The sequence below is a fragment of the Candidatus Pantoea symbiotica genome, assembly GCF_056491525.1.
In genome coordinates this window covers 3,097,136-3,109,924 of sequence record NZ_JBSZHR010000002.1, presented here as the reverse complement: position 1 = coordinate 3,109,924, position 12,789 = coordinate 3,097,136, and the positions used below count along the sequence as shown (strand labels likewise).

The following is a 12,789-nucleotide window of genomic DNA, read 5'->3' as shown; positions in this document are numbered from 1 at the left end:
GCATGGGGCTGGATCAACAGGTAGTGGCCGCGCTGCCGGAACTCGGACACGGCCTGCTGATGACGCTGGTGCTCACCGTGCTGGCGTCGTTGGTCAGCGTAGTGATGGGGCAGCTCGGCTGCTTCCTGCAGCTGCGTCGTGCCTGGATCTGGCGCGCCATCGGACGTTTCTATGTCAGCGTGATGCGCGGAACGCCGGCGATTGTGCAGCTGTTTGTGGTGTTTTTCACCTTGCCACGGCTGGGATTGGGCGGTCAGCCAATGCTGGCGGCGGTGATTGCCATTGGTCTTAACAGCGGCGCTTACGTGGCGGAAATCCTGCGCGTCAATCGCAGCCTGGTAACGCGCGGACAGCTTGAAGCGTCGCGCACCTTGGGCCTGAGCCGCTTGCTGACGTGGTGGTACGTTATCAACCCACAAGTGATGCGCGCCAGTCTGCCAATGCTGGTGAATGAGTTCACCATTCTGCTGAAAACCACGCCGCTGGCGTCGGTGGTGGCGCTCACCGAACTGACCTACGCCGGACAGATCGTCATCGCCCGCACCTACGAAGCCACGCAGGTGTTGCTGCTGGTGGCAGCCGGATATCTGCTGATCGCCATGCCGTTAATTGCGGCGGCGCGTCGTCTGGAAGCGAAACGGAGGTTGGCGTAATGGATTGGCAGGCAATTATCACCTCTTTGCCGTCGCTGGGTGACGGCTTGCTCGCCACCTTGCAGCTCTGCCTGGTGGCGGCGCTCTGCTCGCTGCTGTGGGGCGCGCTGTTGGCCGTACTGCTGATGCGTTCTTCGCCATTCTGGCTGCGTTTACTCAATCTTTACAGCGGGTTAACCCTCGCGCTGCCGCTGCTGGTGGTGATCTATCTGCTCTACTTTGTGCTGCCGGAATATGACATCACGCTGTCGTCGCCGGTGGTGGGCGTGCTGGCGTTAACGCTCTACTACGCGCCTTACATTGCGCAGGTGATCCGCTCGGCGATTGATGCGCTGCCAAAAGGGCAGTGGGAAGCGTGCCGCGTGCTGGGCCTGAGCCGCAGTGAACAACTGCGCGATGTGGTGCTGCCGCAAACGCTGCCGCAGATGCTGTCGCCGCTGGTCGGATTGATGATCGGTTTGATTAAAGACTCTGCGCTGCTGTCGATTGTCTCGGTGCAGGAGTTTATGTACGCCGCCAAACAGGCGATTTCGGATACCTACGCGCCGCTGGAGATCTATCTCACGGTGGCGCTCTGTTACTGGCTGCTCAACAGCGTCATCGACTGGCTGGCGCGCGGCCTTGAATCTCGCATGACGCGCTATCGTCGTGCCATGCAGCATTAATCAGGAGAACAACATGTCGGCTGAATTTCAGCATCGTGAAGCGATGACCATCCCGGCGCGCTATGGCAAAGCGGTGCGTCTGCAGAAAGGTGAAGCGGTGCAGGTGATTAACCTGCACGGCACGCAGGTGGTGGATTGCTGGGCGTACAACGCCGAAGACGTGAGTGAATATATGTGTATGGAGGCGACGCGCGTGTGGAATCAGCGTCTCAATCCCAAAGTGGGCGACAGCTTTATCACCAGCCAGCGCCACCCGATTTTGACGCTGGTGGCGGATACCTCGCCAGGCGTGCACGACACTTTTATGGCGGCCTGCGACGCGCGTCGTTATGAGCTGCTCGGCTGCACCGAACCGCATCGCAACTGCCATGACAATCTGTTTGAAGGCATGAGCGAGTTAGGCGTGACGCTGCCGCACGGCAATCTGGCCTCGTTTAATATCTTTATGAATATTCAGGTGCAGCCGGATGGCATCACGCTGAAGACGCTGCCGGTGGTGACGAAGCCGGGCGACTATATTGTGCTGCGTGCCGAGATGGATTGTTTTGTGGCGTTTTCCGCCTGTCCGCAGGATATCGTCAGCATTCAGGGGCAGGGCGACAACACCCCGCGCGATGCCGAGCTGCGTATTTTGACCAGCGGTTTTCCGCAGGTACAGTTGAAGGGCGCGTGGGTTCCCGCGTGATTCCGTAGGGTCGCCATTCATGGCGACCTTGCTAAACATCGCACAATCCTACGACTTCACCACCCCATCCAGCCACGCCTGAAAGCGCGCATACGGCACATACAGCGCCACATTCTTAAACAGCGTCTTGCCGCTTTTATTGTCATCAATCTGGCTGCTGTAACCAACAATCACGCCCGCCAGCGTATCATCGCTGGCGTTATACACCGCGCCGCCGGACATGCCTTTCACCACGCCGGCATTGGCCGCCACCACCACACAACTGGCCTTGTTCCAGTCATTCGCCAGCGTGGTGTTGATCAGATTCTTGCCGCTCGACGCCACCGGCATCGCGGAAATAAAGCTGTAGCCATACAGATTCACTTCATCGCCAATATGGCTATTGCGGAACGGCGGTGGCAGATTGGCTTCGCTGTTTTTGTGGTACACCACGGCGATATCGCATTCAGGATGCCAGGCTTTCACCCGATAGAGCGAATACTTGGCCACGTGGGCCGCCGTCAGGCTGTATTCGGGCGTGAGAGGAATGGTGGTGCCAAGCGCACCAATGCCCAGCACCGTTGGAATGCCGGTGACGGTCATATCTACGCGTTTTGCTGCTTCTTTGCTGTATTCGTAATGCCCAACAGAGCAGCCACTCAGGCAGCCAACCGTTAGCGCGATGAGCCATCGCATACGCTTTCCCCTCGATTTTTGACACCACATAACCGGGCAATCCATTGAGGTATCGGCAGTGCACGTCCATCCTTTACTGTTTGATTTTGCGTCAAAAGCTGACTCGCTGTGATAAGGATCACATCCTTTTCAAGCGTAGCGCGGAAACTTCAATCTGTCTCAATGGTTAGTCAGTGACATTTTCCCGCGCAGGGATTATTGCTGCGGGCGCAAATAAGCCTTGCGGCGCGCGGGGTGGTTGGTATGAGAGGGCTATGCTTTAATAACAGTGTGACGCAGTTCAAATTTTAATAAGCGTCAGTTGTAACCGTACTGCGCTCGCAGTGCGGCCCGCCTGCAAAAAATTATTGGGAGAGTGTGTTATGCCTGTTGCATTACTGGCGCTGGCGCTGAGTGCGTTCGCCATCGGCACCACGGAATTCGTCATTATGGGATTGCTGCCCGAGGTGGCGGGCGATCTGCAAGTGACGATTCCTTCTGCGGGATGGCTGATCAGCGGTTACGCGCTGGGCGTCGCCATCGGCGCGCCGATCATGGCGTTGCTGACCGCCAAACTGCCGCGTAAACGTACTCTGATTCTGCTGATGATTATCTTCATCATCGGTAACGTACTCTGTGCATTGGCCTACACCTACAACCTGCTGATGCTGGCGCGTGTGGTGACGGCGCTGTGTCACGGTGCGTTCTTCGGCATCGGCGCGGTGGTAGCGGCGAGTCTGGTGGCACCGGGTAAACAAGCTTCTGCTGTGGCGCTGATGTTCACCGGCCTGACGCTGGCCAACGTGCTCGGCGTGCCGCTCGGCACCTGGTTTGGTCAGATGTTTGGCTGGCGCGCCACCTTCTGGGGCGTGGCGATCATCGGCATCTTTGCCTTTATCGCGCTGATTGTGAGCCTGCCAACCAACAAAGAAGAGAAGCCGGTACATCTGGCGAGTGAAATCAGCGCGCTGGCCAACGGTAAACTGTGGCTTTCGCTGCTGATGACGGTGTTCTTTGCGGCGGCGATGTTTGCGCTGTTCAGCTACATTGCGCCGCTGCTGCTGCAGGTGACCGGCATCTCAGATCGCGGTGTCAGTTGGACACTGTTCCTGATTGGTGCGGGTCTGACCGTCGGTAACATCCTCGGCGGCAAGCTGGCCGACTGGAAAGTGTCGTTTAGCCTGATCCTCAGCTTTGTGCTGATTGCGCTGTTCTCGCTGCTATTCAGCTGGACCAGCCATGCGCTGTGGCTGGCGGAAATCACGCTGTTCCTGTGGGCGATGGCGACCTTCGCCACCGTGCCGGGCTTGCAGATTAACGTGGTGCGCCACGGCAAAGATGCGCCAAATCTGGTTTCGACGCTGAATATCTCCGCCTTCAACGTCGGCAATGCGCTCGGCGCGTGGGTCGGTGGCGCGGTGATCGAGAAAGGTTATGGCCTGACGTCGGTGCCGGTTGCCGCTGCTGCACTCGCGGCAGTTGGCCTGGTGATCTGCTTGATCACTTTCCGCAAATCGGGCGGGCAGGGCGAAGCAGTCAACGCTTAAGCCAGCCGCTCGGCAATACGTTGTGGAAACGCGGCCACTTGGTGTTGCAGGTGGTCGCAGAAGTGATCGACCAGCGCCGAAGCCGGTCGATGCTGCGGCCGCACCAGACTGACGGTGAAGGGCACGGCAATACTGAAACGACGCATCACCACACCGCTGTCGGCGTAATCCAGCGCCGTCAGCGGATTCACAATCGAAATCCCCACGCCTGCACGCACCATCGCGCACACCGACGCCGCGCTATGCGTCTCCAGCACCAAACGACGCTCCACATCCTGATCATGAAACAGCGAATCCAGCAGCTGACGATAGCTATCGCTGCGCGACAGGCTGACGTAGTTTTCACCGTGGAAATCCTGTGGCGTCAACACCTCGCGCTGACACAGCGGATGCTGTGGCGGCAGCACGCACACTTCATCACAGGTCAGCAGCGGCACGCGTTCAGTGCCCGCTGGCGGGTGTTGGGTTTCGGTCAGGCCGAGATCGTAACGCTGTGCCGACAGCCACTCTTCCAGCAGCGGCGATTCCTGCGGAATAATATTCAGGCTGACCTGTGGATAGCGCTGCAAAAACGGTTGCAGCAGCGGCGGCAGCAGCGACTGCGAAAATACTGGTAGGCAGGCGATCGACAATTCACCCTGACGAAACTGACGCAATCCTTCGGCGGCATCCATGATGCGATCCAGCCCGTACCACGAGCGCTGCACCTCTTCGTACAGCCGCAAGCCTTGCACCGTTGGTTGCAAGCGGCCACGCACCCGTTCGAACAGTTGCAGGCCAAGTTGCTGCTCAAGGCGCGCCAGTTCGCGGCTTACCGTCGGCTGCGAAGTGTGCAGCAGCGTGGCCGCCTGCGTCAGGTTGCCGCTGGTCATCACCGCGTGAAAAATTTCGATATGTCGCCAGTTAATTTTTGCCATCGTCTCCTCCGCTCAACCCATATCATATTTGTATAGATGTCGCTAAAACAGATATTTTTCTGAATTGATGCACTGTGGCTAAATAGCCTCAATGACACAGGAGAATTGATATGCCACGCCCACTCAACAACAGCGAAACCGCGTTAACTGCCGCCAACTTACTGCCGCTGGCGCAGCGTTATTCTGGCCCGTTCTGGGCGTACGATGCGGCGATAATTCAGCAGCGCATTGCGCAACTCGGCGCCTTCGACGTGGTGCGTTTTGCGCAGAAAGCCTGCTCCAATATTCACATTCTGCGTCTGATGCGCGCGGCGGGCGTCAAAGTCGATTCGGTGTCGCTGGGTGAAATCGAGCGTGCCATTGCCGCCGGTTATCAGCCGGGCGGCGAAGATATCGTCTTCACCGCCGATGTGTTCGATCAGCCAACGCTGACGCGCATCGCCGAGCTGAAAGTACCGGTCAATGCCGGTTCGGTGGATATGCTGCATCAGCTGGGCGAACTGTCGCCGGGTCACGCGGTGTGGCTGCGCATCAATCCTGGTTTTGGTCACGGTCACAGCCAGAAAACCAACACCGGCGGTGAGAACAGCAAGCACGGCATCTGGCACAGCGATCTGCCGCTGGCGCTGGCGGCGATTCAGCAGCACGGCCTGCGTCTGGTCGGCCTGCATATGCACATCGGTTCCGGTGTGGATTACGGCCATCTGCAGCAGGTGTGTGACGCGATGGTCGATCAGGTGGTGGCGTTTGGTCAGGATTTGGAAGCGATTTCTGCCGGTGGCGGTTTGTCGATTCCTTATCGCTTTGGCGAAGAAGCCATTGATACCCAGCACTATTACGGCTTGTGGAACGGTGCGCGTGAGCGTATCGCCGCGCACCTCGGTCATGCGGTGAAACTGGAGATCGAGCCAGGCCGTTTCCTGGTTGCCGAATCGGGCGTGCTGGTGTCGCAGGTGCGTGCAGTGAAAGATATGGGCAGCCGTCACTTTGTGCTGGTCGATGCCGGTTTCAGCGATTTGATGCGTCCGTCGATGTACGGCAGCTATCACCACATTTCTCTGCTGCCGGCCGATGGCCGCGCGCTGGGCGACGCCACTGTCGAGAGCGTGGTGGCCGGTCCGCTGTGTGAATCGGGTGACGTGTTCACGCAGCTGGAAGGCGGCAAAGTGGAAACCCGCGCGCTGCCTGCGGCGCAGGTCGGCGATTATCTGGTGTTCCACGATACCGGCGCGTACGGCGCATCGATGTCCTCGAACTACAACAGCCGCCCGCTGATTCCGGAAGTGCTGTTCGAGAATGGCGCGCCGCGTGAAATTCGTCGCGCGCAGACCATTCAGGAGCTGCTGGCGCTGGAGCTGATCTGATGAAGATTGTCGCGCTCAGCGAAGTGCCGCATCATGCCTCGCAGATCACCGACTGGTTGTGGCAGGCGTTTGGCGACGGTACGTCGCGTGAGTTTTACCACAGCATTGTGCGCAGTAGCCTCAACGGTGCCGATTTCCCGGTGACCTTTGTGGCGCTTGATGGCGATATACCGCTCGGCACTGTGGGATTCTGGCGCTGCGATTTGATCAGCCGTCAGGATCTCACGCCTTGGGTGGCGGCGCTGTTTGTCGAGGAGTCCGCGCGCGGCAAAGGGTTGAGCGAAGCACTGCAGCAGCATGTGATCGATTTCGCGCAGCAGCGCGGTCATGACAAGCTGTGGTTATGGTCAACGTTTGGCGGTTATTACGAACGTTTTGGCTGGCAGTATCAGTGTGACGCGCTTGAGTTCCCGGATGTGCGGGTGAAGGTGTATTCGCGAAGTTTGTAACCAGGTCGGCATGAATGCCGACCCTACGAAAGACGGTTAGGACTTAACCCGGTCCACTCACCGAATGCCGTCTTACCAGCGTCGGGCTAAACATATTGGTCACTTCCGGCATCTCGCTGCCATTAGCTAACGCCAGCGCCAGTTGCGCCGCCTGTTGCGCCATGGTGACAATCGGGTAGCGCACCGTGGTTAAACGCGGGCGCACATAGCGCGACACCAGCACATCATCGAAGCCAATCAGCGACATCTCTTCCGGCACGCGAATGCCGTTATCACTCAGCACCGCCAGCGCTCCGGCGGCCATCGAATCGTTGTAGCAGGCCACCGCCGTGAACTGCTTGCCGCGCCCCATTAGCTCAGTCATCGCCTGCTCGCCGCCCACTTCGTCCGGTTCGCCCCACGCCACCAAACGGTCGTTACACGGTAAACCGTGCTCTTTCAGCGCGTCGTAATAGCCTTGCAGACGATCTTCAGCATCAGAAATGGTGTGAGTGGAACAGATAAAGGCGATTTGCGTATGGCCTTGCTGAATCAGATGACGCGTTGCCAGCCACGCGCCGTAGCGGTCATCCAGCGCGATGCAGCGATTTTCAAAGCCTTTCAGCAGGCGATTCAGCAGCACCATGCCCGGCACCTGCTTCATCAGCATCTCTAAATCGTCGTCGGGGATTTTCTTGGCGTGCACCACTAATGCGGCGCAGCGATGACGCATCAGTTGCTCAATCGCCTGACGCTCTTTTTGCTCATTGTGGTAACCGTTACCAATCAGCAAAAAGTTGCCGGTCTGGCCCGCAACTTCATCCACCGCTTTGACCATCGCGCCAAAAAACGGATCGGAAACATCGCCCACCACTAAACCCAGGGTTTCGGTGGATTGCTGCGCCAGGGCGCGTGCATTGGCGTTCGGGTGATACTGCAACTGCTCCATTGCCGCCGTGACGGCGAGGCGAGAACTCTCGCTGGCTTTGGGCGAATTATTGATGACGCGGGAGACGGTCGCAACCGACACCCCAGCCATACGGGCAACATCCTTAATGGTAGCCATGCGATTATCGACATCCGGGAAAACGTTTACACATGCCACCAGTGTTACGGAAAACCCACCCTGTAGCAACCCGGCAGAATGCCAGCGCTGTCGCAAAAGCACGGAAAATCAGGCGCTCACAGCCGTGCTTTAGCTCAATTACAGCCTCATGTTATGCTGCCAGACATAATGACACCTGCCTGCCGGACCCAAAAACCATGAAAACTCGCGTGCCACACCTGGCGCACTGGGGCGCATTCACTGCCGTCACTGAAAACGATCGCCTGATTGGCTGTGAACCGTTCTTCGCCGATGCCGATCCGTCGCCGATGCTCAACACCATTCCTGAACTGGTCTATTCGGATAAACGTATTCGCCAGCCGATGGTGCGCCGTTCATGGCTGAAGTCGCGCGAGAACAGCGATCGCACCTTACGCGGGCGGGAAGATTTCGTGGCGGTGGACTGGGATACCGCACTGGATTTGGTGGCGGAAGAGAATCGCCGCGTGCGCGATCGCTACGGCGCATCCGGCATTTTCAACGGCTCATACGGCTGGTCATCCGCCGGGCGCGTCAACCACGCGCGCACGCTGATTCGCCGCTTCTATTTTCAGGGCGGAGGCGGTGTTGATCAGCAAGGTAATTACAGCTGGGGCGCGGCGCAGTTCTTCCTGCCGTACGTGATTGGCACCTATATGCCGCTGACCGGCCGCGTGACCGATTGGCCGGAAGTGGTGCAGCACGCCGATATCTTTATCGCCTTCGGCGGCCTGGCGCTGAAAAACGGCCAGGTGGCTTCCGGCGGTGCGGGGCAGCACAGCCTGAAACCGGCGCTGGAGCAGCTTAGCGCTAAAGGCACGCCAATCATCAACATCAGCCCGATGCGCGATGACTGTCCGGCGTTCGTCAATGCCGAGTGGATTCCAATTCGCCCGAACACCGACGTGGCGCTGATACTGGCGCTGGGTTTTGAAATTACCCGCCGTAACGCGCTGGATGAAAGCTTCCTCGCCAGCCACTGCACCGGTTGGCCGCAGTTGCGCAGCTATTTGCTCGGTGAAAGCGATGACATTGCTAAAACGCCGGAGTGGGCCAGCAACATTACCGGCATTCCGGCGGCGCGCATTGCTTTGCTGGCGCAGCAGTTGATGGGCAAACGCAGCTTTATTACCTGCTCCTATTCGGTTCAGCGCGCCCATCGCGGTGAGCAGCCGTACTGGATGATGATTGCGCTGTCGTCGATGCTCGGTCAGCCAGGCTTGCCGGGCGGCGGGTTCTCCTTTGGTCACGGCTCGATGAACAGCGTCGGCAATCCGCGTCAGGACGGTCCGGCACCGATGATGAGCACCGGCCCGAATCCAGGCAATTTGTCGATTCCGGTGGCGCGCATCAGCGACATGCTGCTCAATCCCGGCCAGCCGTACGCATTCCAGGGCGAAACCCAACACTATCCGGATATCCACTTAGTGCATTGGGCGGGCGGCAATCCGTTCCATCATCATCAGCAGCTCAATCGCCTGGTGGAAGGCTGGCAGCGTCCGGATACCGTGATTGTGCAGGATATCGTCTGGACGCCAGCGGCGCAGATGGCGGATATCGTGCTGCCCGCCACCACCACGCTGGAGCGCAACGACATCGGCGGATCGTCGCGCGATCGCTTTGTGCTGGCGATGCATCAGGCGATTAAGCCGCAGCATCAGGCGCGTAACGATTTCGATATCTTCGCCGATATCGCCGATCGTCTGGGCTACCGTGATGTGTTCACCGAAGGGCGCAATGAGATGCAGTGGATTGAGCATCTGTATCAGCAGTGCGCAGTAGCGCATGCACGTCGTGATATTCCTTTCCCGGAGTTCGGTGAGTTCTGGGAGCGCGGTTTTGTCGAGATCCCGGAAGGCGGCAAGCCGTTCGTGTTTATGGATGATTTCCGCGCCGATCCGATCAGCCATCCGATTCAAACCGCCAGCGGCAAAATTGAGCTGTTCTGCCAAACCATCGCCGATTATCAGCTGGACGATTTCGCCGGACATCCGGAGTGGCGCGAGCCGCAGGAGTGGCTGGGTGCGCCGCTCAGCGCCGAGTTCCCGCTGCATATGATCTCGATTCAGCCGTCAGATCGTCTGCACAGCCAGATGGATGCCACCGCCACGGTGCAAGGCAACAAAACCGCCGGACATGAGACGCTGTATATGCATCCGCAGGATGCGGCAACGCGTGATATTCAGGATGGCGATGAGATTGAGGTGAGCAACGCGCGTGGTCGCATGCTGGCCGGTGTGCGCCTGACCGACGGTTTAACGCCAGGCGTAGTGATCATCGCCACTGGCGCCTGGTTTGATCCCGGATTTGGCCGCGCCTGGCAGCCGTGGGATCGCGCCGGCAACCCGAATGTACTGACATTAGACATCGGTACTTCGTCGTTAACCCAGGGCCCTAACGCCATGAGTTGCCTGGTGGAAATCAAAAAACATCTGATGTGAATGGGCAACGAATAATCTCATCGCTGGTTACATTTTGCCGGTAACTGTTGCGTTTAGGAGATGGTTTCCCAGCGTGCCGCCTTGCTACAGTCAGGGTCCCAGAGGTATTGATGGGTGAACATCAAAAAGTTTTCTTGATTACACCGACCTGCGCAGATGCGCAGGTTTTTTTTTGCTTAACGAATCGAAACACAGTTTTCCTGTCAACTCGGTTTACGTTTCTTTATAACTGCTGGCATTAAGCCTGATTTTTTATCGCAGTGGACGTTATGCCTCCTATTAAAAAATTTCTGGGAAAAGACCAGATAAAAGCGCCATTTAACCCGTTTCGTTTTCGCCTGATTTGCCTCGGCGTTTTCTGCTGTCTGGTGCTGTTGCTGATCTGCGTTGGTGACCTGCAGCTGATCAAGCATCCGATGCTGGAGCACGAAGCCGATCAGCGCTCGCTGCGAACCGTGACGCTGCCGACCAACCGTGGCACCTTGCTGGATCGCGACGGCCAGGCGTTAGCGTTGAGCGTTCCGGCGCGTGACATCATCGCCGATCCAATGCGCGTGCTGGAGGCAAATCCCGATTTCACCAGCGCCAAATGGGCGTATCTGGCGGCGGCGCTCAATCAGCGTCCGGAAGATCTGCGTGCGGCGATCACCGCCAACCCGAAAAAACGTTTCCTCTATCTGGGCCGCAAAATCGAACTCGGCATCGCCAAAGATATCGCCGAGCTGAAACTGAAAGGCATCAGCTCGGTATATAACGACAGCCGTTTCTATCCGATGAGTGAAGCGGCCGCGCCGCTGATTGGTATCGTGGGGGCCGACAGCAATGGCCTGAACGGCATCGAAAAAGGCTTCGACCATGTGCTGCAGGGCGATCCCGGCAAAGAGGTTTATCGTCAGGATGGCGAAGGCAACATCATTGCGATGATCGATTACCAGCCGCCACAGCAGCCGCCAACCGTGCAGCTCAGCATCGACAAGTTCGACCAATTCACGCTCTACAGCAAACTGCGCGACGGCGTGCTGCTCAACAAAGCGGATTCGGGCGCTGCGGTATTGGTGAAAATCGATACCGGCGAAATTCTGGCGATGGCTTCTTATCCGTCGTTCAACCCGAACAACTACGAAAACGCCACGCCGGCGCAGATGCGTAACTCGGCGATCAACGACAGCTACGAACCTGGCTCCACAGTGAAACCGTTGGTGGTGATGGAAGGGCTGGAGCGCCATCTGGTGCGCGCCGACTCGGTGATCGATACCACGCCGTACAGCGTTAACGGCCACCTGATCCGCGATGTTGGCCACTGGCCGCGCCTCACCATGACCGGCATCCTGCAGAAATCGAGTGACATCGGCGTCTCGCACATTGCGCTGGCGATGCCCGCTGAAGCGCTGGTTAACACCTATCAGGCATTTGGTCTGGGTAAACCTACCGGGCTGGGATTGACCGGCGAGAGCGTGGGTTACTTCCCGCTGCACCGCGAGCGCTGGGCTGATATCGAACGCGCCACCTTCGCCTTTGGCTACGGCTTGCGCGTCACGCCGCTGCAGATTGCGCGTGAATACGCCACGCTCGGTTCGTACGGCGTTTATCGTCCGCTGTCGATCACCAAAGTGACGCCGCCAGTGTTAGGCAAGCAGGTGGCGAATCCGCAGGTGGTGCAAACTGTGGTGCATATGCTGGAGAGCGACGTGCTGCCGGGCGGCACCGGTGTCAGAGCGGCGGTGCCGGGTTATCGTCTGGCGACTAAAACCGGTACCGCAGAGAAGATGGGCAGCAGCGGCAAGTACGATGGCGGTTATATCAACTACACCGCAGGCATCGCGCCTGCCAGCCATCCGGAAGTGGCGCTGGTGGTGATGATCAACCATCCCACCGCTGGCGATCACTTTGGTGGCTCGGTGGCGGCACCGATCTTCGGCAACATCATGGGGCCGGTACTCAAGCACATGAACGTGGCACCTGACGCGATCTACAGTAAACCTTCTTCAGACAAATCTTAGTTAAATCAAAAGTGTAAGTGAGGTGTGGAGAATATTCACACCTCGTTTCACTTCCCCAAACACCGTTGCTTTTTGCACCTGTCTTTCACCGGCTCAACGGTGCGAGTATGGACATCCCAGAGGTATTGATGGGTGTGAAACAAGCTGCTTTGGCAGTACCCTGTTATTACACCGACCCACGCAGATGCGTGGGTTTTTTTTGCCTGTTATTTACTGCCGCGCGAACTCGCTCACACCTCTTGTCTGAGTCTTAACACTTCCCCGGCAACATAAAAATATCTGGTTGTGTAACCTGTATGTAACGCACCGCGATGTCGCATTCCATGGCGGTTCGCTAGCCCCTTACAGTGT

The 12,789-nt window shown here is 58.1% G+C and carries 11 protein-coding genes; 8 read left to right on the top strand and 3 right to left on the bottom strand.

What is annotated here, in order from left to right:
- Window positions 1-2 precede the first annotated feature (2 nt).
- From ACXIZX_RS15015 to ACXIZX_RS15005, 3 genes are read left to right on the top strand one after another with little or no spacing between them, the layout of a single operon-like run.
- A complete protein-coding gene (locus tag ACXIZX_RS15015) occupies window positions 3-653 on the top strand; it encodes an amino acid ABC transporter permease (RefSeq protein WP_008108217.1) in 651 nt (216 codons plus the stop codon).
- Window positions 653-1,318, top strand: a complete 666-nt coding sequence (locus ACXIZX_RS15010) for an amino acid ABC transporter permease (protein WP_479404451.1) — start codon at window positions 653-655, stop codon at window positions 1,316-1,318. Before ACXIZX_RS15015 ends, ACXIZX_RS15010 begins: the two co-directional genes overlap by 1 nt.
- 13 nt (window positions 1,319-1,331) lie before the next feature.
- Window positions 1,332-2,003: a DUF1989 domain-containing protein gene (locus tag ACXIZX_RS15005; protein WP_061719875.1), complete on the top strand. Its 672-nt coding sequence runs from the start codon at window positions 1,332-1,334 to the stop codon at window positions 2,001-2,003.
- Between the two features lie 48 nt (window positions 2,004-2,051).
- On the opposite strand, the gene ACXIZX_RS15000 is transcribed toward ACXIZX_RS15005, so the two are convergent.
- Complete coding sequence (locus ACXIZX_RS15000) at window positions 2,052-2,678, bottom strand: hypothetical protein (protein ID WP_008108213.1); 627 nt, start codon at window positions 2,676-2,678, stop codon at window positions 2,052-2,054.
- Between the two features lie 362 nt (window positions 2,679-3,040).
- On the opposite strand from ACXIZX_RS15000, the gene ACXIZX_RS14995 reads away from it, so the two are divergent.
- Complete coding sequence (locus ACXIZX_RS14995) at window positions 3,041-4,204, top strand: MFS transporter (RefSeq protein ID WP_061719877.1); 1,164 nt, start codon at window positions 3,041-3,043, stop codon at window positions 4,202-4,204.
- Here the strand turns inward: ACXIZX_RS14995 and ACXIZX_RS14990 are convergent.
- The gene (locus tag ACXIZX_RS14990) at window positions 4,201-5,121 is read right to left on the bottom strand and encodes a LysR family transcriptional regulator (RefSeq protein WP_179452228.1); all 921 of its coding nucleotides are present in this window, start codon (window positions 5,119-5,121) and stop codon (window positions 4,201-4,203) included. The genes ACXIZX_RS14995 and ACXIZX_RS14990 overlap by 4 nt on opposite strands.
- Before the next feature lie 110 nt (window positions 5,122-5,231).
- Here ACXIZX_RS14990 and lysA point away from each other — a divergent pair, with 110 nt between their 5' ends.
- A complete protein-coding gene (lysA, locus tag ACXIZX_RS14985) occupies window positions 5,232-6,485 on the top strand; it encodes a diaminopimelate decarboxylase (RefSeq protein ID WP_179452229.1) in 1,254 nt (417 codons plus the stop codon).
- Window positions 6,485-6,934 carry a GNAT family N-acetyltransferase gene (locus ACXIZX_RS14980; protein ID WP_179452230.1) on the top strand — a complete coding sequence of 150 codons (450 nt, stop codon included), beginning with the start codon at window positions 6,485-6,487 and terminating at the stop codon, window positions 6,932-6,934. The genes lysA and ACXIZX_RS14980 overlap by 1 nt, the downstream gene beginning before the upstream one ends.
- A gap of 43 nt (window positions 6,935-6,977) precedes the next feature.
- On the opposite strand, the gene galR is transcribed toward ACXIZX_RS14980, so the two are convergent.
- A complete protein-coding gene (galR, locus tag ACXIZX_RS14975; protein WP_479404450.1) occupies window positions 6,978-7,979 on the bottom strand; it encodes an HTH-type transcriptional regulator GalR in 1,002 nt (333 codons plus the stop codon).
- Between the two features lie 197 nt (window positions 7,980-8,176).
- Here galR and ACXIZX_RS14970 point away from each other — a divergent pair, with 197 nt between their 5' ends.
- Both ACXIZX_RS14970 and ACXIZX_RS14965 read left to right on the top strand, forming a co-directional pair.
- Entirely contained in the window at window positions 8,177-10,438 is a 2,262-nt protein-coding gene (locus ACXIZX_RS14970; RefSeq protein WP_479404449.1) for a molybdopterin-dependent oxidoreductase, read from the top strand.
- 269 nt (window positions 10,439-10,707) lie between these two features.
- Window positions 10,708-12,438, top strand: coding sequence for a penicillin-binding transpeptidase domain-containing protein (locus ACXIZX_RS14965; RefSeq protein ID WP_265299315.1), 1,731 nt, complete (start codon window positions 10,708-10,710; stop codon window positions 12,436-12,438).
- Window positions 12,439-12,789: the final 351 nt, after the last annotated feature.